Genomic DNA, 22,734 nt, shown 5'->3' with positions numbered 1-22,734 from the left:
TCAGCAGACCCTCAGGAATTTTTTAAAAAGTTATTGACACTTATTGACGCGCTATGTATTATATAACTTGTGCTTCAATTAATGGCGGCGTAGCTCAGCTGGCTAGAGCGTACGGTTCATACCCGTGAGGTCGGGGGTTCGATCCCCTCTGCCGCCACCATACGAGGCCCGTTGGTCAAGTGGTTAAGACACCGCCCTTTCACGGCGGTAACACGGGTTCGAATCCCGTACGGGTCATATATAGAAAAGTGGAAGGCGCTCGTTTTGCTCCGACAGACTCAGGTCTTGGAGCTAAACGGGCGTTTTTTGTATGCAGCAGGTAAAGGGCCCTAAAAAGGGAAGAGAATATAAAGTCGAAATGATTGAATCATGAAATTGGTGATAGAATTAACTTGTAAGATGATCGAATGAATCATGGCATATCGAATCAACCTTAAAGGTGAGGGAATAATCGCGGAAGCTGACGCAATTACTCCACAAGTTCACTTAATTAACTCAAAAAATCACAGAAATAAATTCTTTTGGACCCCACTCACCTGTCGTACACCATGACAACCCGCAAAAAAACAGCACGGAGTCCTAACCCCGCACTGTCTGCAACCACTAGCTCAGCCGCTTATAATCATCATCCATCTTAATCCCCTGGCGTAAATCGAGCTCAAGGCGAAGCTTTTCCGTTTCAAGCATATAATTTTCATGCTTCAGTTTCTCAAGCTCCAGCTGCTTATCAATGATCTCGTGCTTTGAACGTGCCTGCTTACGAAAGTGACTCGTTAAAATCGCGGTCAGCGGAATTGAAAATACCATGACAATGGCTACCAGCCCTACAATATCCATCAGTTCAAACACTCCTCCACTAGTTTATCTGCTTCATATGATGACGGTCATGTCCTGAAAAGCCTGTAATATATCCTGCTGTTGTCATTGCATGATCACCAATTAAAAAAGATGCATGAAGCTTGTCCTTATCCATTGTACGAACTGTCTCCATTAAAAGTTCCCGTTCATTTCTAGCCTCATCAATGATGTCATTTTGACTGAATCCGCTGTCTGCTTTTTCCCACGCCTGTTGATTAAACTTTTGAAAATCAGGAAATTTATCAAGTTTGACCCCTTCCCTGATTTGCGGAATCCGGTCATCAAGCGTGTAGTGATCCCAGGCAGAAATATGCATAACAATTGCCGCCGGTGACCATTTACCTTCTGCAATCGGCTGAAAGAACGCTGTGCTGTCCATTCCCCTTAGATCCTCTAGCCATGAAAAATAATGCTGGTTATGTTCATCAAGCCATTCGTCAATTGTCATCTTTATTCCTCCTCAATGATCCTACTGTATGGATTTCGACGTCCAATGTTTGATTCCTCTTTTTTTCGAGAAACAGAAGCATCTTGGAGAAGCTCTTATATGCAAAAAACGCACTGAGAGAAATAGATGTTCTGCCCATTTACTCAGTGTGATTTATATCTCGAACAGGTTAGGCGCTGAAGCTATACATCCAAATCAGTCAATCCATGCCCTTTCATCTTTTAAAATAAACACAAAAAAAACCGGCGTGCATGCACGCCGGCTATCTATCGTATGATCACTGTAATTGATGCCTTCTATAAAATACTTTCGGCAGCTATTAACCTTTTTTTGCTCCGCGTCCACCGCGTTTTGATTCTGTGTGACGCTTAAGAGAAGTCAGACGGTCTTCACTATCCTTGAGGAAACGAGCCATCTTTTGTTCAAAATTCTCTCCGCGTGGTGGTCCACTGGCATTTCCTCCACGGCCACCGCCGCGCTGATCGTTTCCACGATTTGGTCGAGGGCGACTTTGACTTTGCTGTGGCTGGTCCTTCGCTTTACGGATTGATAAGCCAATCTTGCCATCGCTTTCTACGTTCAGGACCTTCACTTCAACTTCGTCCCCAACTGTCAGATGGTCATTGATGTCCTTGACATAATTATCCGCAACTTCACTGATGTGTACAAGCCCTGTTGAACCGCCCGGCAATTCAACGAATGCCCCAAAATTAGTGATCCCAGTCACTTTACCCTTTACTTTGCTGCCTACTTCGATTGACATAAAAAAAATGATCCTCCTTAGAATAAATAAAAAATAGACCTTACTTCCCATTATAGCCAAATAGAAAAAAGAGTGTCAACATCGTGACACTCAATCTACTGTTTTTATTTTATCATATGCACTACTCTTCCGTATCGTTCTGGTCTTTTTTAGCTGCCGGCTGATCTTCAGGAATCGTGAAAATAATTTCTCCACTCTCTGAAAGGAAGTAGTCTCTTCGCGCCAGTTTGGCTATGTATTCATCATCATTGAGCTTTACAATTTCATTCCGCAGATTCTCTTCCTGCTGATCGAGTTCGACAATTTTCTGCTCAAGCTGTGCTTTTTCATTCTGTTTGCCTTCTAATACGCTGGCCTGCGTAACCATTGAAGAAATGAGCACACCGCTGATAACGGCGGCCACCATGAAAAAAGCAGTCAGGCGCCTGGCTAATCTTTTTTTGTGTGATTTTTTGCTATGTTCTTTTTTTTCATGTGCTGCTGTGTATTGATTTTCGATTGATCTTACGCGCGGCTTCCCCATAATAACTGCTTACCTCCTTCTTCTATTTCAACAAATCATTGCAGGACCCATTTAATTATCCCCTATTATATAACAGGTTAAGCCATATTTTTATCTTTTTCGCAAGAATTGACCATTTTTTTTGAAGAAACTGTGAAATAGGGTGAAAAGGCCTAGTTATGAATGCGAGCAGACGCAAAATAACGGTTAACAGCAGAAGGATTACAGCCCATATCCATTTAAAAGGCAGAAAGAGGATCGTAAGAATGGTAATGGTCAGCCATGAAAGCCAGTTGAATAGTCGGAGAATCAATCGCCTTGCAAGCTTCCAGTAAAGCATGAAGCCGGCCAGAAGTGCCACCAGCATATAAAAACGCAGTTCGGCACCATTCAGTTGAAATAGCAGAAGGAAAACAATGAGTGCCTGTCCAAGCCAGAAAAAGAGATCTGGGAAGAAGCGCCAGACGCCCTTTTTCCCTCTTGTGATAAAACGTTCGTAAAACGTAACGCAAAATCCGACAAACATCCCTGCAGCCATCATACTGAGAAAAATCCGGATCTGCTCTTCTACAATCATTTAAACAGTTTTCCAAGCAGCCCCTTTGATGGTTCCCGTGCTGTACTGTCCAGGTATAAAATATCATCGACCTTGCCTTTTAAAGAAACGAGGCCTTTATCAAGGTCCAGATTCACCAGCTTCAGGCCGCTCCCTTTGATGGAGAGCAATCCTTCCACTGTTTCAATCAAAAACTCGTCCTGATCAAAGCTTTCGAGCTGTTTGACACCGGTCACTGACAGCTCGACCCTTCCGATCATACGGATTTCGTGGTCCTGATGCTTTTGTTCGATTGGCATGTCTTCACCCCGCATAAGAATTGAAACCTTAGCTCATTTTATGCCGGGTAAAGATTGATTATTCGTTCACGCGCTCTTCTTTTTTTATTGTATACATTGTGCCGGCTTCTTCTTTTTTCGTTGTTTCCATCAGGCGGTCAACCGACAGCGTCACGATACGCTGACCGAAGCGGATCACAAGCTCGTCACCTTCTTTTACCATGGCACTTGCTTTTGCTGTGTTGCCGTTGATCTGGATGCGGCCCTGATCAGCCACTTCCTTAGCGAGTGTTCTCCTCTTAATCAGACGGGACACTTTTAAGAATTTATCTAAACGCATTTGATCGACTCCTTTTACAGTCCGTGTTTTTTCGCCTGTTTCCAGAACTCATCAAGCTCTCCCAGGCTGAATGCTTTAAATGGTTTTCCTGATTCATTTACCCTATCTTCGACAAATTGAAAACGGCTGATGAATTTCTGGTTGGCCATTGTGAGCGCTTCTTCAGGATATATCCCGTGAAACCTCGATACATTGACGAGTGCGAAAAGAAGGTCCCCGAATTCCCGGAGGCTTGCAGGCTTGTCACCGTTTGCGACTTCCTCCTGAAACTCCTGCCATTCTTCCTCAAACTTATCCCATGCATCTGTTTGGTCGTCCCAGTCAAAGCCTGCTTTTGCAGCCTTCTTCTGGATTTCATATGCCTGCATCAGTGCAGGCAGTCCGCTTGCGGCATCTTCAAGCAGCCTTGAAGGGGCACCGCCTTTCTCTTCATGCTTAATCTGCTGCCAGGCATCTGTCACGTCTTCAGCGGTCTCTGCTTCCGCATCTGCAAATACATGCGGGTGACGGCGCACCATTTTATCCGAAACGCCCTGAATCACGTCTCTGATATTAAAGTAGCCGTCATCTTCCCCGATCTGGGCATGCAGCATGACCTGAAGCAGGACGTCGCCAAGTTCGTCAATCATTTCGTCGATATCACCGCGGTCAACAGCTTCAAGGAATTCATATGTTTCTTCAATGAGATAACGCTTCAGTGATTCATGCGTCTGTTCACGATCCCACGGGCAGCCGACCGGACTTCTTAAAATAGAGATGATTTCTTTCAGCTTTGAAAACTCACCATAGAAATCTTCTTCTTTTTCAAGAGGCGGGACATAGACGCTTGTCAGGTTTGAAAGCGCCATGCCATGATCAAGCTCATACAGCTTCACTTCACGGATCTCTTCAGCTTTCGAACCCGCTGCAGTCACAACCTTCACCACGTGTTCATCAGGATATTTCTTCATCAATTCAAGCTTCACATCAGAAGCCGTCATACTGTCATATACCTGGCCGATAATGACGTGCTGTCCGGGATTGATGGATTCACTGACAAGCGCAGTACCATCAAGAAGCTGAAAGCCGTCAACAGGGTCAAAACCTGCCGCTGTAAATAGTGGATCAAGAAAACTCTGACCACCTTCAATCGTTAAGGTAATGCTGCCTGCTTTTTTAAGTGCCAGCAGATTTTGAACGGTCTGCTCTGCAACAAGCGGGTGCCCGGGTACTGCATAGAGTACAGGCTCCGATTCAGCAAGCTGCACGAGCTTTTCAGTAATTTCAGCATAGACGTCTTCAAAACGATCGTGTGATTCATAGATATGGTCAAACGATTCATAGGTGACACCTTCTGCTGAAAGTTCATTCAGCACAGGATGCTCTGCAGTACGGACATACAGCTTACCTGCTGCTGTCAGCTTTTTATAAATGCCAAGCGGCAGCTGATTAAGATCTCCTGCACCAAGACCGATAACTGTAATATGATTCAAGATGATCTGCCCCCTTTTGTTGTCTTTTTGAATAAACGGTCAATCTTACGTCCAAGCGGAATCTGACCGTGTTCCTGGGTTGTAAACAGGCTTGACCAGCTGATCCTGAAGAACAAATACGCTCCAGTGATCGCTGCAATGGTTGAAGCAAGCCCTGATGAAAGCCTTGTTTCAGGTGTCCATATAAGCAATAGTAATGTGACACCTGCTGCCATAACGGTCAGACCGGATGCAAGGCTGATATAAAAAGCCCCGTACAGCCTTAAACCGATTTTTTTGTATACTTTTATAATCAGTACGGCGGCTACTGCAATCAGTGATAATACAGTCGCGGCAGCTGCTCCTGCAGTACCGTAGAAAGGAACAAGCAGCATATTTAAACCGTATTTTAACACCAGGCTCCCGGCGGCTGTCCAGGCGGCTGTATGATAGCTCCCGGTTCCCTGCAACACGGCGTTGATCGTTACAATGACAGATGTTAAAAAGACCGATGCTGCAAAAATAGACAGCACACCTGAACCGTCTTCATTTTGAAATAAAAACTGGTTGAGCGGCTTCATGATGGTGATTAAACCAACTGTCGCAGCTGCACCGAATACAATACCCGTTTTCACTGCAAGAGAGGCTTTTTGCTTCACATCACTGTACCTTTTCCGCTCATAATCTGAAGCAATCACCGGCACGATCGCTAAAGAGAGTGAAGTGGCTGCAACCACACCCATCTGGACGATCGGCTGTCCTCTGTCATAAATCCCTTTTAACACCTTCGCCTGATCAGCGTCACCTGTGTAGTCCGAGAGCAGCGCATACACATTGAGTGCATCCACCAGCTGATAAAGTACTAGCAGCATACTGACCATTGCAATAGCGGTTCCTCTGACAAGAAGTACGCTTAAAAGGCTGACGTCTCCCTTTTTAAATGTCAGTCGTTCTTTCTTCTGCAACAGTGGCTTCCTCATCAGGAAAATCAGAATCCCGGCACCGGCTGCGACGCCCGCGATTGAACCAATCACCGCGCCTTCCCCTACCGTGTAGAGTGAAGCGCCAGCACTCGTTAAGACGAATGCAGCCCCGATAATCGAAACCACGCGGATCGTCTGCTCGGTCACCTGGGCGACGGCTGAAGGGACCATATTTCCATCCGACTGAAACCACCCTTTGCCGGCTGATAGCACCGGCAGCAGTAAGAATGGCCATGCAGAAAGTTTAATTAAAGGCTCAAGTTCGGAATCTCCCATAAAGCCTGCGATCAGGCCGGCCCCGGTGTATAAGACAGCAAACCAAGCAAACCCAACGCCTGCTAAAAATAATGTGAGAACCTTTAACACGCGTTCACGCTCTCCCTGGTGCTCAATTAAAATGCTTGAGACCATAACTGGAAAAGCATATGTACAAAGGGCAATAAACAGCCCATAAAACGGATAAACCTGCTGATAAATATAAAACCCCGTGTCCCCTGTCAGGTTTTGAAACGGAACCCTGTAGAGTGCGCTGAGTATTTTTGAAAACAGCGCAGCAAATGTCAAAATGGCTGCGCCTTTCATCATTGTCTGAGAAGCCTGCGACATTCGGCTGTCCTCTCTTTCACTTCGATCACTTTCACTGATTATTTATTATATCAAAGGGGAGCGGGAATGTCTTTTCAGGTCATATTTGCTGAGGGGCTGGCGGTTTTTGGCGGTTGCGGTTGGGTCGCAGGAGCGGGGACGGGCGTGTGGTCAGAATCATCGGCGGCCGAATAAGTGAAAAGGTGATGGAATATGAGCTTATGTCAAGAAAGTGGACACGCCTCTATCACTTTTTTCACTCGTTTTGAACCTGATTCCTTTGTAGAATCAGGTTTTGCTTTTCTTAAGTGAATGGTTCCCGGATCATTCACTTATTGCCTCACTTCGCTTCATGCTCTCAAACTCTACCGGTGTCAGATAACCTAAAGTGGAGTGTAGACGTCGCTCATTATAGAATCCTACATATTCATGAATCAAAGCACGTGCTTCTGCCTTCGTTTGAGGCAGCTTTCTGTACAGGAATTCCTGTTTAAAGCTTGAGAAAAAAGACTCTGCACATGCGTTGTCATAGGGATTGCCTTTCCGGCTCATACTGACGACAGCTTCAACCCTTTTAAGGATGTCCAGGTAAGCATCAGATGTGTATTGAGTTCCACGATCTGAATGGTGGATCAAACCTTCAGACGGGTTCCTGAGAATAATGGCTTCCTCTAACGCTCTTTTGGGTAGTTCAGTTTTCATTTGATCATCGATCTGGTAAGTAATAATCCTTTTTGAACAAAGATCAATCACAGGGTTAAAATACAGGGTGCCTTCAAGGGTCATCACGTACGTGATGTCGACAGCCCAAGCCATATTTAACTGCTTAGGCTCGAACTGGCGATTCAATGTATTTGGATAGACCCTATTTTGGTGGTTGGAATCTGTCGTCATCACTCGCTTCACAAGCGTTCTCGCGATCAGATTCAGCTCTCTCATCCGGTTGGCAACGGTTTTTTGAGACACGATCCATCCTTCTCGTATCAGCTGGGCATGTACCCTTGGGCTTCCGTATGTCCCATAGCTTTCATGAAAGATCTGAGAGATCTTTTCCTCTAGTGCCGCCTTTTTCTTTTCCTGTTCAGACGACCCCTGCTTTTTACGCTGAAGGTATGAATAATAACCTGAACGCGAGACCCCGAGGAGTGTGCACATCTTCATCACATGGTGTTCCTGATCATGTGCCTCTACAAACTCAAAGACCTTTACTTTCTTGGGTCTTCTGTGAAGATGTGCATAGCCTTTTTTAAGATGTCATTTTCTTCTTCGGCTGCTTTGCGTGCTGCCTCAGACGCTTCGAGTTTTGCTTTGTATTCAGAAGCAGTAAGGAGTTCCTCCTGGGATGTTTTCTTTTTTTCATCCTCTTCCTGTCTGTAAGCATTGACCCAACGTTGAAGACTTGGATAAGAGATTCCTAATTCCCGCTCAATATCCGCCATCCTTCTGCCATCATCCACCACCAGCTTCGCCACATACTTTTTAAACCCTTCGTCATAATGCTTATAATTCCGATCCATTTTAGACCCTCCTCCATGATTTACAATTAGTTGTATTCTATCACTTTGGTGTGTCCACAAAATATACTAACGACAAATAAACCTGAAAGATGATGGAATCCATCAAATTGCTGACGTAAATCCACAGCCGGAAAGCAGTGCAGGCCGAATCGGCTTAAAAGGTGATCAAATCCCAATCAAAGGTGTCAGATAAATATAAAAACCTGATCGAATAACCTAAACTGCCCTACCGACCTATATCGTCACACCTCTAAAAAAACCATATCCGGCGAACCGGATATGGTTAAGTTTCCATCTGACGCCCTAAAAAGCGGGCAGCTGTTTCACATACCTTCAGATCTACCTCGGTCAGTGCATGATCCTTTGAAAAGACAAGTACAGCACCGATCGGATCGCCCGAAGCAATAATCGGAGAAGCAGCAAGTGAAGCCAGATCCTCTTCATTATGCTCAACAAGCTCCATCGAAAACGCTTCTTCTTTCATCATCGTTTTTCTGGCATCCATCATCTCTTCAGTGTGAGAACTGATTCTGCGGTTTAAGAACTCTTTTTTTGAAGCACCTGCTACTGCAATAAAGTGATCGCGGTCACAGATTAATACAGCATGATGCAGGCTGTCATATAGGGATTCTGCATATTCTTTTGCAAAATTTCCAAGCTCGTGGATCGGTGAGTATTTCTTCAGAATGATCTCACCATCGCGGTCCACAAAGATTTCAAGCGGATCTCCTTCACGGATCCTTAATGTACGTCTGATCTCCTTTGGGATAACTACGCGCCCCAGGTCATCAATCCGTCTGACTATACCAGTTGCTTTCATCGGACTCTCTCCTTCTTTTACAGCTGCTTTTAACGATAGTATCGGGTAAATCCTCAGATTTATACCGATGTGTTAAAGTTTTTGTAAAAGAACGTCACATTAAGCAGATTCTTTCAGTGTTTCAGGTAGACGCGAGAGTACATGATGGATCATTGAAAACCATGATTCAGGCTTCTGTCCTTTTATTTTAAAGGTGATTTTCAGTCTGTTATTTTCAAAACCAAGCCCTACATTGCGCTTATATTCATTTGTAATATCAAAGGCTTTGGCGCCGTCTATTTTCTGCGTACCGCCTTCACTCAGCTCAATTTTCACTTCATCTTTTGTCTGGTTAATCGTTTCCAGGCCGACTTCATAACCGTATGCTTTGATTTCAGCGACCTGGAACAGGTTATGCACCTCATCCGGATAATCTCCGAAGCGGTCAATCATTTCATCTTTCAGTTCAATCACTTCATCGATCGTTTTCAAGCCGCGGAATTTTTTATACATCTCAATTTTCTGATGGCCATCCGGAATATAGCTTTCAGGGATATAAGCATCCTGCTTAATATCCAGATCGATTTCAACAGCCTGCTGCTTTTCGCGGCTGTCCTCTGGTTGGACGCCAGGCAGCAGATCTTTCCGTTCTTCTATCGCATCTTTCAGCATCTGAGAGTAAAGGTCAAATCCGACAGAGTCAATGAAGCCGTGCTGCTGGGCCCCTAGCAGGTTTCCGGCGCCGCGGATACTCAAGTCACGCATGGCGATTTTAAAGCCTGAGCCGAGCTCTGTGAACTCTTTAATGGACTGAAGACGCTGCTCGGCTACTTCAGTCAGCACTTTGTCTTTTCTGTAAGTGAAATAAGCGTAAGCCACGCGGTTTGACCGGCCGACACGTCCTCTCAGCTGATAAAGCTGCGATAAGCCCATACGGTCAGCGTCAAAGACGATCAGCGTATTCACGTTCGGAATGTCGACACCTGTCTCAATGATCGTAGTGGTCACAAGTACATCATACTCACCTTCGAGGAACTGGAAGATGACAGATTCAAGTTCGGTTTCAGTCATTTGTCCGTGCGCAACCGCAACCCGCGCATCCGGAACAAGCGAAGCGATTTCATCTGCTTTTTTCGTAATATCCTCGACCCGGTTATAGAGGAAATAAACCTGCCCGCTTCTGGCCATCTCACGTTCAATGGCTTCTCTGATCAGCGCGCCGTTATATTCCATTACGTACGTCTGTACAGGGAAACGATTCTCAGGCGGCGTTTCAATCACCGAGAGATCACGTACACCGAGCATCGACATATGCAGCGTCCGAGGAATCGGTGTAGCTGTCAATGTCAGTACATCAATGTTTGTTTTCAACTGTTTGATCTTTTCTTTGTGCGTCACGCCAAAACGCTGTTCTTCATCAATGATTAACAGACCGATATCACGGTATTTAATCTGTTTTGACAACAGACGGTGTGTTCCAACAACAATATCAATAGTGCCTGACGCAAGCCCCTTCATTGTTTCCTCCTGCTGCTTCTTCGTTCTGAAGCGGCTCATGAGGCCAACGTTCACAGGGAACTCCTGCATGCGTTCAATCATCGTTTCGTAGTGCTGCTGGGCAAGAATGGTGGTCGGTACCAGGATCGCCACCTGCTTCCCGTCCATTACTGCTTTAAATGCGGCGCGGATTGCAACTTCTGTCTTACCATAACCAACATCACCGCACAGGAGACGGTCCATCGGGCGGTCACGCTGCATGTCTTTTTTAATTTCTTCAATGGAACGCAGCTGATCTTCTGTTTCCGAATAAGGGAAGGCTGCTTCAAAATCTCTTTGTTCAGCCGTATCTTCATTGAATCCATAGCCTTTTGCAGTTTCACGTTCTGAATAAAGCTTAATTAAGTCATCTGCAATATCTGCAACAGTCGACTGAACTTTGGATTTAACGCGCTTCCACTCAGAGCCTCCGAGCTTGTAAAGCTTCGGCTCCTTGCCTTCAGAACCGACGTACTTCTGCACAAGATCAATCTGATCCACCGGCACGTACAGCTGGTCATTCCCTTTATAGTGAATATTCAGGTAATCCTTGTGAAGGCCATTGATCTCAAGCGTTTCAATCCCAAGGTATTTACCAATCCCGTGATTCACGTGAACAACAAAGTCCCCGACCTTCAGTTCAGAATAGCTTTTGATCCTCTCTGCATTTGAAAGCTTTTGACGGCGTTTTTTCTTGCGCGTTTTCTGACGGAACAATTCCTCTTCTGTCATCACAGCAAGCTTATTCATCGGCAGCTCAAAGCCGGACTGAAGTGAACCACTGACGATCTGCACTGTATTCTGAAGAAGCGGCTCTCCTTCTTTTACTATGACCGCATCAATGTCATAATCAGCGAGCACTCTTTCAAACTTATTAAGGCGCTGTCCATCCGGTGCAAGCAGCACGACTGTGAACTTACCTTTCTTCCATCTATCAATCTCTGCTTTTAGCAGGTGCATCTGCCCGTGGAAGCTCTGCATCGGCTTGCAGGAGAAGGAATGAACTTTCTTTGGATTCATATGTGCGATTTTTCTTGTGAAAAGGGAGAAATACACTTTCTGACGTTTTTCAGTCATCAGGGATGACAGCTTGTGTGAAACCTGAATATCATGGAGCATTTTGCCTTCTTCAAGCAGTGATATCATCCAGTCCCCTTCTTCAGCTTCAAGCGTTTCATCCATTTCTAAAATACGGCTGATCTCATCAAACATCACAAGCCCGTCTTCAGGCAGGTAATCAATGAGACTTGCAGGCTTCGAATAGGCAAGAGACTGATATTTAAATAGCTGATCCGGCTTACGGCCATTTTCCAGCAAATGAATATCATATTCCGTCTGCTCTGCCATTGTCTCTTTCACTGCTTTACGCTTCACTTTTTTCAGGCTCGTCTTCAGCCGCTCCCTCAGCTCGTCAGCGATTTTACCAAGCGTCTCGCCTTCCATAATCAGCTCGCTTGCAGGACCGATTGAGACTTCCTGTAGCGTTTCAATCGAACGCTGATCATCTGCTGAGAATGTCCTGATTGAATCTACTTCCGTATCAAAGAGCTCGACTCTCACAGGGTCTGACGTCAGCGGATAAATATCAAGAATCCCGCCGCGCATACTGAACTCGCCCGGACTGCTGACCATATCCGCGCGATGATAACCCATTTTGATTAAAGACAGAAGCGTCTGATCCACATCGATATCTGTTCCGATTGTGAGGGTAAATTGGTGATCAACCCACTGACCCTTTGGCGGTACAATTTTTCTGAGTCCGGCCATTGGCACAATATAAACACCCTGTCCATTTACAGCCAGGTGATTCATCGCTTCAAGGCGCTGCGCTAAAAGCTCAGGACTTGCAATACTCATTTCTGCAGCAATCAGTTCATTGGCAGGGTACATATAAAGCGCTTCTTCAGCGATCGACTGGGAAAGGTCATCATATAATTTCTGAGCGCTCAGCAAATTAGGCGTCACGATCATCATCGGACGCTTGTATTGTTCATATACCGAGGCAATAAATGTACTTCTTGCAGACCCTGAAAGCCCGGAAAGCAGCTGCTCCCCGCGCTCCTGATCCAAATCTTCTATAACAGACCTGATTTGCTGGTCCTGTAATAAACCGTCTACTAACGTTTTCAAGTTATTCTCCTCCCGGATATAAACAGAAAAATGCCTTGGATCAGCATCCAAAGCTTTTTACTGTATAAATTGATCCAGTTCATGAAAATCCGGATTCCGTTCTAAGGACTCCTGGCAATCCTCACAGATCGTCTGGATATGAACATGTCCTTCTGTATAGGATATCATGTTTCGACGCTCCTCTGCTGAAAGGGTATGCAACCCGAGTCGTTCTGCATCCATCAGCGGCGAATCGATTGTACCGATTTCACTTCTGCAATGCCGGCAATGATAATGAACAGCCAATTCTGTCATCTCCCCTCACGTCTTTGCTGATAGTCTAGTATAAGCAGAAACGCAACAGGATATTCATCTAGACACCGTTAAATTCATTCATCACTTCTAAAAATGGTTTTTCTAAAAATCGTTCACAAGCGTCAGCGCTTTTTTTAACGACAGGCTCCATCTCTGCCCATTCTTCCTTAGAAAACCTGCTTAATACATAATCAGGCACCTTCATTCCGCGCGGCGGACGATCAACCCCAATACGGAGTCTGTTAAATTCCTGTGTACCTAAATGGGCAATCGTGCTTTTAATCCCATTATGACCGCCGGCGCTTCCTTTTTGACGCAGGCGCATTTTCCCCATTGGAAGATCAAGGTCATCGTAAATCACCACGATATCCTCAGGGTCAATCTGAAAATAATCCATTAGCGGTCTGATGCTCTCCCCTGACAGGTTCATATACGTAAGCGGCTTTAGTAAAATGACTTTTTCCCCGTTTACGATTGTCTTGCTGAATATACCATTGAACTTACTCTGCATGAGCGGTGCGTTCCAGCGCTGAGCGAGTTCATCAATGACTTCAAAACCGATATTATGTTTTGTTTTATCATACGTTTTCCCGGGATTCCCGAGACCAATTACTAATTTCATTATTTACACCTCTGTATACGTTCAAACATCTTTTTCATCAATACACTTACTTATTCTAAACGATAAGAAGCGCAACCTCCACAAGAAAGGTTGCGCTGATTGTCATCGTTCAATCGATGAATGAAAGATTTATGCTTTTTCTTCAGCTGTTTCAGATTCGCCTTCTGTATCTTCAGTGCTTTCTCCGCCTTCAGCGTCTTCAGCACCGGCTTCACCTGCACCAGCTTCTTCTTCAAGCTCTTCAATTTCTTCTTCTGTACGAGGCGCAAGAACAGAAACGATTGTTTCGTCATCCTCGTGGTTAATTGTTACATCATACTTGCTGCGCAGATCCTCAACGCTGAATGACTCACCAATTTCAAGGTCCGTTACATCTACCTCAAATGATTCAGGGATGTCATTCGGCTTCGCTGAGATTGAAAGCTCGTGAAGTACAGTTTGTACAACACCGTTTTCTTTAGCGCCAGCTGCTTCACCAACAAGGTGTACTGCAACATCTACTGTTAATTCCTCAGACATATTCACTGCAAGGAAGTCAGCGTGAATGATTTCATCTTTAAGGAAATCGCTCTGATAATCACTTAGTACGACCTTTTGCTTGCTGCCTTCAATATCAAGTTCAATAATTCCGTTACGTCCTACTTCACGGATCGTTTTAACAAGATCAATCTCGTCTACTGAGATCGCTGTATTTTCTACTTTATAGCCATATACAACTGCAGGCAGTTTCCCCGCATTGCGAAGCTCTGTTAAATCCGAATTTTTAAAACTGTCTCTTTTCGTTGCTTTTAGTACTGAACTCATGTCTAATCACCTTCCAAAGTTAATTTCATTTTTGTTTTCAGCTTTGTGAACGCCCGCTTAAAGCGAATCGTATTCTACAAACCCTTCACAAAGCTTTCATTTTAAATGTCCATATACTACATTACCCTGCGAACATCCGGTTAAACCCCAAAAAGTTTAGAAATTTTGCTGGTAATCTGTGTTAAATCAGACTTCGTGGTATTTTTATAAATTTAAAAACAACAGACGCCCTGTACTGGACATCTGTTGTTTTGTGTAATGTGGGGTGTCCAGATTACGGTATGAAGTTTTGGCGCTTTAAGCTTTTTTATGTTGTCCAGCTTCAGCAGGCAGGGGCTAGTGCGCTTCCCTCAGCTCTTTAAGATAAGTCAACATCAGCTCACTTCGTTTACTGTGTTTCCTTTATCTCCGACGCTTCAGTCCAACGTGTACGCCCCTAGGCGCTCACCTACGCTTTTCTATGTTGTCCAGCTCCAGGCGCTAGCTCCTCGGGTCATAAGGCACACTGAGAAAACGGGAAAGGTCACCCTTTTCTCTCAGTGTGCCTTATGCCTGTCGGAGCTGAGCAAGCGCCTTACGCTTTTCTTTTAGTCAAACAGCATACTTACAGACTGCTGCTCGTATACGCGGACGATGGCCTCACCGAGCAGGCCTGCTACTGAAAGTTCTACAATTTTGCCGCCCTGCTTTTCTTCAGACAGTGCGATTGAGTTTGTAACTACCAATTCTTTGATGGCAGAGGAATTAATGCGTTCCATTGCCGGTCCTGAAAGTACAGGGTGTGTACAGCTTGCGTAAACTTCTTTTGCACCTACGTCCATCAGGGCGTTTGCAGCAAGTGTGATGGTTCCTGCCGTATCGATGATGTCATCGATGAGGATACAAGTCTTACCTTCAACGTTGCCAACGATGTTCATCACTTCTGATACGTTCGGCTTCGGACGGCGCTTATCGATAATGGCGATTGGCGCTTTCAGGTATTCTGCAAGTTTACGGGTACGTGTAACACCACCGTGATCAGGTGAAACGATCACCAGCTCATCAGGGTTAAAGTTCTTTTGCATAAAGTATTCAGCGATAATCGGCACGCCGCGCAGGTGATCAATCAGGATATCAAAGAAGCCCTGGATCTGCGGTGCATGCAGGTCAAGCGTGATGACACGTGTAGCGCCTGCAGTTTCAAGCAGGTTTGCAATCAGCTTTGCAGTGATTGGCTCACGCGCACGCGCTTTACGGTCCTGACGAGCATAGCCATAGTAAGGCATTACAATGTTAATTGTTTTAGCGGAAGCACGCTTCAGTGCATCTACCATGATTAACAGCTCCATCAGATTTTCATTGACCGGACTTGAAGTGGATTGAACGACAAAAACATCACAGCCACGAATACTTTCTTCAATGTTAATTTGAATTTCGCCATCTTGGAAGCGTGTAACTGAGCACTTTCCAAGCTTCGTACCGATTGATTCTGCAATATCCTCTGCTAACTTGGGATTTGAATTCAGTGAAAAGATTTTTAATTTAGAATTGGCATATTCAGTAGACATGACAGCCTCCAGTTATTTTTTAGTGTTGATTCTTTTAGCGTAGCCTTCTTTATTTTCCTGACGGGCACGGGCGATAGATAATGCTTCACCCGGTACATCCTTATTGATCGTGGAGCCCGCAGCAACATAAGCACCTTTTCCAATGGTTACAGGTGCAATCAGGTTTGAATTACAGCCAACGAATGCATCATCTTCAATCTTTGTCAGATGCTTTTTCTGTCCATCATAATTAACAGTAATGGATCCACAGCCAAGGTTCACGCCAGAACCAACTTCTGCATCACCAATATAGCTGAGGTGAGAGGCTTTGCTGCCTTTACCAAACTGTGTTTTCTTGATTTCGACAAAGTTTCCGATCTTTACTTCGTCTTCAATGGCAGACTGCGGACGAATGTGTGCAAACGGCCCGATGTTGACATCTGAACCAATTTCACTGTCATGTACGACAGACTGCTTGATCACTGTACGGTCGGCAATTTTGCTGTCTTTAATTTCACTGTTTGGCCCAATTGTACACTCTCCACCGATTACAGTGTTTCCTTCAATGACAGTACCCGGATAAACTACGGTATCACTTCCAATCACTGCATCCGCACTAATATAAGTGGAAGCTGGATCAATCAGTGTGACACCGTTACGCATCTGCTGTTCATTGATTCGCTTGCGCATCAGCTGCTCTGCTTTTGATAAAGCGACGCGGTCATTTACGCCAAGCGTTTCATCTGATGAAGGCGTCTGATAGGCAGCGATTGCCTGTCCTTCATTTTTCAGAATTTCAATCACATCAGGCAGGTAGTATTCACCCTGTACATTATCATTATTTACTTTTTCAAGTGTTTCAAAGAGCGCTTTGTTATCAAAGCAGTACGTACCCGTATTAACTTCCTGCACTGCAAGCTCTTTTTCATTCGCATCCTTGTGTTCAACGATCTTAGTTACAAGACCATCTTCCCCGCGGATAATACGGCCATACCCAGCCGGATTGTCTTCATGAGCTGTCAGGATTGTCGCTTTCGCCTGTTGTTCCTCATGATGCTGAATCAGCGAAGACATTGTTTCAGTTGTAATAAGTGGTGTATCACCACATACGACTAAAGTGATACCGTCTTTCCCCTGTAAACGGTCTTTCGCCTGCATAACAGCATGGGCAGTTCCCAGCTGCTCAGCCTGAAGAACAAATTCAGAACGACCCTCAAGCTTGGACTGAACAAGTTCAGCACCATGACCAACAACGGTAATGACTTCTTGCATATTTGCTTCCTTAACCTGTTCTAACACGTGCTCAACCATTGGCTTTCCACAAACAGGATGAAGTACTTTATATAATTTTGATTTCATACGAGTCCCCTGACCCGCTGCTAAAATTACCGCATATCGATTCGACATTACTGGTCCTCCAGTCAACATTTTTCCACTTTGAATATATTACAAAAACGCATTCATTTCAAGGAAAGCGGTAATTTCAGAAGAATCTGTTATCAATTTGAAATATAGACGCCTGTCTAATGACCTAAGAAATGAAAAAGCGTACGATTCTGCCAATATGACAAAATCGTACGCTTTTTTGATGGCTTGTTTTACTTCAGCCTTATCCAGTAAGTACCAGGCTGTTATACGCCCGCTTCTTCATATGTTATTTCTGATTGTTCACTATGGTCCTGATGGTATTCAGCCAGCACCGAACTCTGAATAATATCTCTCATTTCAGAATTAATCGGATGGGCTATATCTCTGAATTCACCATCTGGCGTACGCTTACTTGGCATTGCCACAAATAATCCATTGTTCCCGTCAATGACACGGATATCATGTACGACAAACACTCCATCAAGCGTGATGGAAGCGATTGCACGCATCCTGCCATCTGAGCTCACTCGCCTAAGTCTTACATCTGTTACTTCCACTGATTTCCACCACCTTTCTCCCCCTAGTACAAGCCTCCCCTCTACTTCTATACGAAAGGTCGATATCCCTACCTGAAAAGTGAAAATAGTCATATTATTTTCCAAAAAATAAATCTTTGCTCAAATCGGCTGTTAATTCCATATTTAGGAGACGCTTTCCTAGGCCGGAAGGTGAACCCGCAGACCTCAGGACTTTACCATAGCCTTCCCGCCCTCTTACGCTCCAATCACCAGCTTTACAGACACTACGATAGACTTAAATAACAAAAAAAGCTTTTTTCATCAGGTAGCTCACCCTCAGAAAAAAGCTTTTTTACTTATTATTTAACCAGTGCAATAACTTCAATTTCGATGCCTGCGCCTTTTGGCAGCTTAGATACTTCTACACATGAGCGTGCAGGACGGTGGTCACCGAAATACTCTGCATAAATTGCGTTTACTGCATCAAAATCACTTAGATCATCTAAGAAAACCATGACTTTTACCACTGTGGAGAATGAAGCACCCGCTTCTTCAAGTACGGCTTTCAGGTTATTGAATACCTGATGCGTCTGGTCTTCAATACTGCCTTCTACAAGTGTACCTTCAGGTGTCAGTGGAATCTGACCTGAGCTGTAAAACATATTGTTTACGACCATTCCTTGAGAATACGGGCCAATTGCCTGTGGTGCCTGATCTGTCTGTACAAACTTCATGTGAATGCCTCCCTATGGTTTCAACTCTTTAACGCTGGTTGATGATTTCCGCTCTAGGGGGACGCTTTCCGCGGACGAACGCTCAGGTCAGGCAGAAAACCACTGCCTTCCGGGGTCTTTCACGATCGTTTTCCCGCAGGAGTCGCCCCCTTCCGCTTCAATCATCAACTGTGAAAAAACAATAATCGCCTTTTATACAGCTACTGCTTTAAAAAGGACGATACACGATCAAAGTAGTTGCCTGATTCAACCTGGATCGTTTTACCTTTTTCATCAACACTTCTCAGTTTTAGCAGTGAAATATAATCTTCTACAAGACGCTCTTCAGAGTCCTGCTCTGATTCAATGAAAATACCCGTGCCTGCAACAGTTGCTGAGAATTCCTCAAGGAGATTTTTCATACCTGCCGCTGTACCGCCGGCTTTCATAAAATCATCAACAATTAGTACTCTCGCACCCTGTTTCACGCTTCTTTTAGATAACACCATGGTCTGGATTCTTTTAGAAGAACCGGACACATAATTAATGCTGACAGTTGAGCCTTCTGTTACTTTACTGTCGCGTCTTGCTACAACCACCGGTACGCCAAGGTAACGTGCTGCGGCGTGCGCAATCCCGATTCCTTTTGTCGCCACCGTCATGACAAGATCGATCTGCTGATTGGCAAATGCGCCTGCAAATAACTTGCCGACATGGTTCATCAGATGAATATCGCCAAGAATATCCGTCATAAATAAATAACCGCCCGGCAGCAGCCGGTCAGATTTACTTACCTGGTCACATAAAACCTGAAGCGCTTCCTCTGCCTGTTCTTTTTTAATGCCCGGGATAAAGCGCACCCCGCCAGCTGCACCCGGTACCGTTTGCAAAGAGCCGATCCCTCTGTTTTCAAATGTTTCCTTTACAATCACTAAATCTTCACTGATCGAGGATTTAGCTGAGGAATAGCGCTCTGCAAAAAATGTGAGCGAAACCAGTTCACGTGGATGTTCTGATAAATAATGCGTCATATCAATCAGGCGTTCACTTCGTTTAATTTTCATGCGGTGAAACCTCCCAAAACCCGAATAATGTATAGTAACTATATCATTATCGTACGTTTTTAAGCAAGAGGTGCCCGGCTGCCGAGCATTCTTACCGCAAAAACCTGATCACAAAAGCCGCGAAGGCCATTTACGACGCGATGAACTTTTGATTCATACTGCACAAGTCCGAAAACAGTCGGCCCGCTTCCGCTCATCAATACTGCATCAGCACCAAAACGCTGCATCTGCTCTTTAATATGCTTCACTTCCGGATATAGCTGAAGCGTAACAGACTCAAGCGCATTACCAAGATGATCACACACCCCCTGATAATCCCCTTCTTCAATCGCCTGTACCATTTTAGCTGTATTCGGATGCTCCACCTTTTCAAGCTTCAGGTTGTGGTAAATGTCCGCTGTCGATACGCCGATCGATGGCTTCGCAAGAATGACCCAGCACTTTGGCGGTGTCGGCAGCTCCTGAATCTTCTCACCTCTGCCAGTCGCAAGCGCCGTGCCCCCATAAATACAAAATGCCACATCAGAGCCGATTTCTGAACCAATCTCCGCTAGCTCATCATTAGACAGACCAAGCGCCCATAGTTCGTTTAACCCCTTCAAAGCAGCTGCTGCGTCACTGCTGCCCCCTGCAAGACCTGCTGCAACAGGGATCTGCTTATGGATTGTAATATCCACACCTTTTTTCACGTTATACTTCTTCTGCAGCTTCTCCGCTGCTTTATATGCCAGATTCCTGTGATCACTCGGTACAAAACGGTCATGCGAGATAATCCGGATCCGATTTCCTTTCGTTTCATCCAGCTCAATACGATCAGCCAGGTCCACAGTCGTCATGACCATCTCCACCTCATGAAACCCATCAGGCCTCTTATGGAGCACATCCAGCGAAAGATTAATCTTCGCTGGTGCTTTCACCATCATCATAAATCCACACACCTCAATCTTCCTTCAAGTCATTGAAGTTATTGTAGCAATAAACCACGAAAAGTGGAAGCGGGCGTTTAGGGGCGTATGCGGTGGACTGAAGCGGATTGAGATATAGGAAACACGATGAACGGAGTGAATCGATGTTGACTGATCTTAAGGAGCTGAGGGAACCGCACTAGCCCCTGCCTGCTGGAACTGGACAACCGCGAAAAGTGGAAGCGCCCGTTTAGACCCGACAGGCTTAAGACGCGGAGCGGAAAACGGGTGGGCTTTCCCGTTTACCGATTCGTGGCTTATGTCCCAAGGGGCTGGGCGCTGGAACTGGACAACTTAGAAAAGTGGAAGCAGGCGTTTAGGGGCGTATGCGGTGGACTGAAGCGGATTGAGATATAGGAAACACGATGAACGGAGTGAATCGATGTTGACTGATCTTAAGGAGCTGAGGGAACCGCACTAGCCCCTGCCTGCTGGAACTGGACAACCACGAAAAATGGAAGGCGCTTGTTAAGCTCCGACAAGCATAAGACGCATTACGAGAAACGGGCGCTCTTCCCGTTTTCGTAATGTGGCTTATGACTCGAGGAGCTAGCGCCTGGAACTGGACAACCGCGAAAAGTGGAAGGCGCCCGTTTAGACCCGACAGGCTTAAGACGCGGAGCGGAAAACGGGTGGGCTTTCCCGTTTACCGATTCGCGGCTTATGTCCCAAGGGGCTGGGCGCTGGAACTGGACAACTTAGAAAAGTGGAAGCGGGCGTACAAGGTGGATTTTCCATGATTGGGGGATTACGAATGGGGGCGTTGAATTAATTGAAAAGGTGATGGAATCATACGTAAGGTGATAGATAAAAATAAAAAGATGAAAGAAATATCCGTGCGACACAGCCCAGCGGTTGAATAATCAAAAAGGTGATGGAATTAAATCAAAAGGCCATAGATAAAACCCAAAAGACAATAGATAAAAGCCACGGTCGATCAAACAACAATTGCACCAGGCCAAAAAACAGCCTGGCAGGTTACTCAAAATCATCGAACCTGATCACAAAACCTATGAGAGTGACCCCTACCCCAACCGTCCGCCGCTATTCTACTCAGAAAAACCGCCCGGCATTACCCGGACGGTTCCGTTCTGCATGTACCATCCGGTTAACGTGGTTCTGACTGGTCTCCCAGCTGACGCTCAGCCATTTTAATAGCCTGCTTTACCATGTTACCGGCATCCCGGGACTTGATGCCACCCCAGCCTTCCTGCTGCACCGTATCATAGATCCCGAGTTCTTTGGCGACTTCTTCCTTGAGCCGATCTGACATTACGCCTCTTCTTCTGCTCATGATTTCATCCCCTTTAGATGTCCAGTTTCAGCGCCTAGACCCTCGAGTCATAAGCCATCTTGAGAATATGGGATAAGTCACCCATTTCTCTCAAGCCGTCTTATGCTTATCGGGTCTGAGCAAGGCACTTCCACTTTTCGGTGATGTCCAGTTTCAGCGCCTAGACCCTCGAGTCATAAGCCATCTTGAGAATATGGGATAGGTCACCCGCTTATCTCAGCACGTCTTATACTGATCGGGTCTGTTCAAGGCGCTTACGCTTTTCAGTCTTGGTCATGCCCTTTTAACCTGCCTCAAAGCATCAGGCACTATGCCATGCAGATTATGGATGAATGTTTCACGTCATTAAAACTTCTATTTGTTCTTTTGATATAGCAAAAAGGCGGTCTGCCCGGATAACTGACAATCAGTTATCCGGGCAGACCGCCCATAAAAAATCATTATGATTTCATTAGCTTACGCTTGCAGCTTCTGAACCTTCTTCAATAAAAGTCAGTTCAACCGCTTCAGTTAGTACATCGGTGTAGCTATACGATACCCGTTCAAAAGCATTTTCGTCCTGATCAAGCTCCACAATAAAGATTGAAGGATATGTTTCAGTCAAAACTCCTGAACGCTCAATTGTCTTGCGTCTTCCACCATTGGCTTTTAACAATAGACGTTTTCCAAGATTCACATCAAGTGCTTTCTTAATATCAGCTAACGTTTTTGGCATTCCGCTTCCACCTCACTGACATTAGTATACCAAAATATTACGTTTTGGTCAAATAAAATATTCATTTTATCAATTCTCTTTAGTGAATGTCAATGTTTTTATTCC

The 22,734-nt window shown here is 45.1% G+C and carries 23 protein-coding genes, 2 tRNA genes and 1 pseudogene; 2 read left to right on the top strand and 24 right to left on the bottom strand.

Annotated features, from left to right (window positions below):
- The first annotated feature begins 83 nt into the window (after nucleotides 1–83).
- Both DH10bf12_RS04325 and DH10bf12_RS04320 read left to right on the top strand, forming a co-directional pair.
- A tRNA-Met gene (locus tag DH10bf12_RS04325) sits at nucleotides 84–160 on the top strand.
- A gap of 5 nt (nucleotides 161–165) precedes the next feature.
- A tRNA-Glu gene (locus tag DH10bf12_RS04320) sits at nucleotides 166–237 on the top strand.
- Nucleotides 238–603: 366 nt separating this feature from the next.
- On the opposite strand, the gene DH10bf12_RS04315 is transcribed toward DH10bf12_RS04320, so the two are convergent.
- The 24 genes and pseudogenes from DH10bf12_RS04315 to veg all read right to left on the bottom strand — a co-directional run bounded on the left by DH10bf12_RS04315 (nucleotide 604) and on the right by veg (nucleotide 22,629).
- Nucleotides 604–837, bottom strand: coding sequence for a hypothetical protein (locus DH10bf12_RS04315; RefSeq protein ID WP_471737354.1), 234 nt, complete (start codon nucleotides 835–837; stop codon nucleotides 604–606).
- 19 nt (nucleotides 838–856) lie between these two features.
- The gene (locus DH10bf12_RS04310) at nucleotides 857–1,306 is read right to left on the bottom strand and encodes a DinB family protein (RefSeq protein ID WP_471737353.1); all 450 of its coding nucleotides are present in this window, start codon (nucleotides 1,304–1,306) and stop codon (nucleotides 857–859) included.
- Between the two features lie 319 nt (nucleotides 1,307–1,625).
- A complete protein-coding gene (locus DH10bf12_RS04305; protein ID WP_471737352.1) occupies nucleotides 1,626–2,069 on the bottom strand; it encodes a S1 domain-containing RNA-binding protein in 444 nt (147 codons plus the stop codon).
- A gap of 121 nt (nucleotides 2,070–2,190) precedes the next feature.
- A complete protein-coding gene (locus tag DH10bf12_RS04300; RefSeq protein WP_471737351.1) occupies nucleotides 2,191–2,592 on the bottom strand; it encodes an FtsB family cell division protein in 402 nt (133 codons plus the stop codon).
- Nucleotides 2,593–2,647: 55 nt separating this feature from the next.
- Nucleotides 2,648–3,148 (bottom strand): spore cortex biosynthesis protein YabQ, encoded by a 501-nt coding sequence (gene yabQ / locus DH10bf12_RS04295; protein WP_471737350.1) that lies wholly within the window; start codon nucleotides 3,146–3,148, stop codon nucleotides 2,648–2,650.
- Complete coding sequence (yabP, locus tag DH10bf12_RS04290; RefSeq protein WP_471737349.1) at nucleotides 3,145–3,426, bottom strand: sporulation protein YabP; 282 nt, start codon at nucleotides 3,424–3,426, stop codon at nucleotides 3,145–3,147. Before yabP ends, yabQ begins: the two co-directional genes overlap by 4 nt.
- Before the next feature lie 58 nt (nucleotides 3,427–3,484).
- Nucleotides 3,485–3,745, bottom strand: coding sequence for an RNA-binding S4 domain-containing protein (locus DH10bf12_RS04285; protein WP_039806174.1), 261 nt, complete (start codon nucleotides 3,743–3,745; stop codon nucleotides 3,485–3,487).
- Between the two features lie 14 nt (nucleotides 3,746–3,759).
- Nucleotides 3,760–5,217: a bifunctional methyltransferase/pyrophosphohydrolase YabN gene (gene yabN, locus DH10bf12_RS04280; protein WP_471737348.1), complete on the bottom strand. Its 1,458-nt coding sequence runs from the start codon at nucleotides 5,215–5,217 to the stop codon at nucleotides 3,760–3,762.
- Nucleotides 5,214–6,785, bottom strand: a complete 1,572-nt coding sequence (locus DH10bf12_RS04275) for a putative polysaccharide biosynthesis protein (RefSeq protein ID WP_471737347.1) — start codon at nucleotides 6,783–6,785, stop codon at nucleotides 5,214–5,216. The genes yabN and DH10bf12_RS04275 overlap by 4 nt, the downstream gene beginning before the upstream one ends.
- Nucleotides 6,786–7,088: 303 nt before the next feature.
- Nucleotides 7,089–7,955 (bottom strand): annotated as a pseudogene (locus tag DH10bf12_RS04270) (IS3 family transposase); the annotation flags it as partial.
- A 14-nt stretch (nucleotides 7,956–7,969) separates the two neighbouring features.
- A complete protein-coding gene (locus DH10bf12_RS04265; RefSeq protein WP_471735040.1) occupies nucleotides 7,970–8,281 on the bottom strand; it encodes a transposase in 312 nt (103 codons plus the stop codon).
- Between the two features lie 283 nt (nucleotides 8,282–8,564).
- The gene (gene spoVT / locus DH10bf12_RS04260; RefSeq protein ID WP_471737346.1) at nucleotides 8,565–9,101 is read right to left on the bottom strand and encodes a stage V sporulation protein T; all 537 of its coding nucleotides are present in this window, start codon (nucleotides 9,099–9,101) and stop codon (nucleotides 8,565–8,567) included.
- A gap of 99 nt (nucleotides 9,102–9,200) precedes the next feature.
- A complete protein-coding gene (gene mfd, locus DH10bf12_RS04255; RefSeq protein WP_471737345.1) occupies nucleotides 9,201–12,746 on the bottom strand; it encodes a transcription-repair coupling factor in 3,546 nt (1,181 codons plus the stop codon).
- A 57-nt stretch (nucleotides 12,747–12,803) separates the two neighbouring features.
- Nucleotides 12,804–13,031, bottom strand: a complete 228-nt coding sequence (locus tag DH10bf12_RS04250; RefSeq protein WP_041120779.1) for an anti-sigma-F factor Fin family protein — start codon at nucleotides 13,029–13,031, stop codon at nucleotides 12,804–12,806.
- A 67-nt stretch (nucleotides 13,032–13,098) separates the two neighbouring features.
- Nucleotides 13,099–13,662: an aminoacyl-tRNA hydrolase gene (gene pth / locus DH10bf12_RS04245; RefSeq protein ID WP_471737344.1), complete on the bottom strand. Its 564-nt coding sequence runs from the start codon at nucleotides 13,660–13,662 to the stop codon at nucleotides 13,099–13,101.
- A gap of 129 nt (nucleotides 13,663–13,791) precedes the next feature.
- Complete coding sequence (locus DH10bf12_RS04240; RefSeq protein ID WP_471737343.1) at nucleotides 13,792–14,466, bottom strand: 50S ribosomal protein L25/general stress protein Ctc; 675 nt, start codon at nucleotides 14,464–14,466, stop codon at nucleotides 13,792–13,794.
- A 587-nt stretch (nucleotides 14,467–15,053) separates the two neighbouring features.
- A complete protein-coding gene (locus tag DH10bf12_RS04235; RefSeq protein ID WP_471737342.1) occupies nucleotides 15,054–16,013 on the bottom strand; it encodes a ribose-phosphate diphosphokinase in 960 nt (319 codons plus the stop codon).
- A 12-nt stretch (nucleotides 16,014–16,025) separates the two neighbouring features.
- Nucleotides 16,026–17,399, bottom strand: a complete 1,374-nt coding sequence (gene glmU / locus DH10bf12_RS04230) for a bifunctional UDP-N-acetylglucosamine diphosphorylase/glucosamine-1-phosphate N-acetyltransferase GlmU (protein WP_471737341.1) — start codon at nucleotides 17,397–17,399, stop codon at nucleotides 16,026–16,028.
- 224 nt (nucleotides 17,400–17,623) lie between these two features.
- Nucleotides 17,624–17,917 carry a septation regulator SpoVG gene (gene spoVG, locus DH10bf12_RS04225; RefSeq protein ID WP_471737340.1) on the bottom strand — a complete coding sequence of 98 codons (294 nt, stop codon included), beginning with the start codon at nucleotides 17,915–17,917 and terminating at the stop codon, nucleotides 17,624–17,626.
- A 320-nt stretch (nucleotides 17,918–18,237) separates the two neighbouring features.
- Nucleotides 18,238–18,612, bottom strand: a complete 375-nt coding sequence (locus DH10bf12_RS04220) for a RidA family protein (protein WP_039806155.1) — start codon at nucleotides 18,610–18,612, stop codon at nucleotides 18,238–18,240.
- Between the two features lie 200 nt (nucleotides 18,613–18,812).
- Nucleotides 18,813–19,655, bottom strand: coding sequence for a pur operon repressor (purR, locus tag DH10bf12_RS04215; RefSeq protein WP_471737339.1), 843 nt, complete (start codon nucleotides 19,653–19,655; stop codon nucleotides 18,813–18,815).
- Nucleotides 19,656–19,714: 59 nt separating this feature from the next.
- Nucleotides 19,715–20,581, bottom strand: a complete 867-nt coding sequence (ispE, locus tag DH10bf12_RS04210; protein WP_471737337.1) for a 4-(cytidine 5'-diphospho)-2-C-methyl-D-erythritol kinase — start codon at nucleotides 20,579–20,581, stop codon at nucleotides 19,715–19,717.
- Nucleotides 20,582–21,728: 1,147 nt separating this feature from the next.
- Nucleotides 21,729–21,914, bottom strand: a complete 186-nt coding sequence (locus DH10bf12_RS04205) for a small, acid-soluble spore protein, alpha/beta type (RefSeq protein WP_404406625.1) — start codon at nucleotides 21,912–21,914, stop codon at nucleotides 21,729–21,731.
- 451 nt (nucleotides 21,915–22,365) lie between these two features.
- Nucleotides 22,366–22,629 carry a biofilm formation stimulator Veg gene (gene veg, locus DH10bf12_RS04200; protein ID WP_041120769.1) on the bottom strand — a complete coding sequence of 88 codons (264 nt, stop codon included), beginning with the start codon at nucleotides 22,627–22,629 and terminating at the stop codon, nucleotides 22,366–22,368.
- Nucleotides 22,630–22,734: the final 105 nt, after the last annotated feature.

The sequence above is a fragment of the Jeotgalibacillus sp. 10bf12 genome (assembly GCF_055597105.1).
This window is presented reverse-complemented; position numbering and strand designations above follow the sequence as displayed.

What these genes read in the sequence shown, in the direction of transcription:
- veg (WP_041120769.1), bottom strand. Translation starts at nt 22,629, where the DNA reads ATGCCAAAAACGTTAGCTGATATTAAGAAAGCACTTGATGTGAATCTT.
- ispE (WP_471737337.1), bottom strand. Translation starts at nt 20,581, where the DNA reads ATGATGATGGTGAAAGCACCAGCGAAGATTAATCTTTCGCTGGATGTG.
- DH10bf12_RS04300 (WP_471737351.1), bottom strand. Translation starts at nt 2,592, where the DNA reads ATGGGGAAGCCGCGCGTAAGATCAATCGAAAATCAATACACAGCAGCA.
- glmU (WP_471737341.1), bottom strand. Translation starts at nt 17,399, where the DNA reads ATGTCGAATCGATATGCGGTAATTTTAGCAGCGGGTCAGGGGACTCGT.
- DH10bf12_RS04285 (WP_039806174.1), bottom strand. Translation starts at nt 3,745, where the DNA reads ATGCGTTTAGATAAATTCTTAAAAGTGTCCCGTCTGATTAAGAGGAGA.
- DH10bf12_RS04235 (WP_471737342.1), bottom strand. Translation starts at nt 16,013, where the DNA reads ATGTCTACTGAATATGCCAATTCTAAATTAAAAATCTTTTCACTGAAT.
- DH10bf12_RS04205 (WP_404406625.1), bottom strand. Translation starts at nt 21,914, where the DNA reads ATGAGCAGAAGAAGAGGCGTAATGTCAGATCGGCTCAAGGAAGAAGTC.
- pth (WP_471737344.1), bottom strand. Translation starts at nt 13,662, where the DNA reads ATGAAATTAGTAATTGGTCTCGGGAATCCCGGGAAAACGTATGATAAA.
- DH10bf12_RS04220 (WP_039806155.1), bottom strand. Translation starts at nt 18,612, where the DNA reads ATGAAGTTTGTACAGACAGATCAGGCACCACAGGCAATTGGCCCGTAT.
- DH10bf12_RS04240 (WP_471737343.1), bottom strand. Translation starts at nt 14,466, where the DNA reads ATGAGTTCAGTACTAAAAGCAACGAAAAGAGACAGTTTTAAAAATTCG.
- yabQ (WP_471737350.1), bottom strand. Translation starts at nt 3,148, where the DNA reads ATGATTGTAGAAGAGCAGATCCGGATTTTTCTCAGTATGATGGCTGCA.
- purR (WP_471737339.1), bottom strand. Translation starts at nt 19,655, where the DNA reads ATGAAAATTAAACGAAGTGAACGCCTGATTGATATGACGCATTATTTA.
- DH10bf12_RS04310 (WP_471737353.1), bottom strand. Translation starts at nt 1,306, where the DNA reads ATGACAATTGACGAATGGCTTGATGAACATAACCAGCATTATTTTTCA.
- yabP (WP_471737349.1), bottom strand. Translation starts at nt 3,426, where the DNA reads ATGCCAATCGAACAAAAGCATCAGGACCACGAAATCCGTATGATCGGA.
- DH10bf12_RS04275 (WP_471737347.1), bottom strand. Translation starts at nt 6,785, where the DNA reads ATGTCGCAGGCTTCTCAGACAATGATGAAAGGCGCAGCCATTTTGACA.
- DH10bf12_RS04265 (WP_471735040.1), bottom strand. Translation starts at nt 8,281, where the DNA reads ATGGATCGGAATTATAAGCATTATGACGAAGGGTTTAAAAAGTATGTG.
- DH10bf12_RS04305 (WP_471737352.1), bottom strand. Translation starts at nt 2,069, where the DNA reads ATGTCAATCGAAGTAGGCAGCAAAGTAAAGGGTAAAGTGACTGGGATC.
- spoVT (WP_471737346.1), bottom strand. Translation starts at nt 9,101, where the DNA reads ATGAAAGCAACTGGTATAGTCAGACGGATTGATGACCTGGGGCGCGTA.
- DH10bf12_RS04315 (WP_471737354.1), bottom strand. Translation starts at nt 837, where the DNA reads ATGGATATTGTAGGGCTGGTAGCCATTGTCATGGTATTTTCAATTCCG.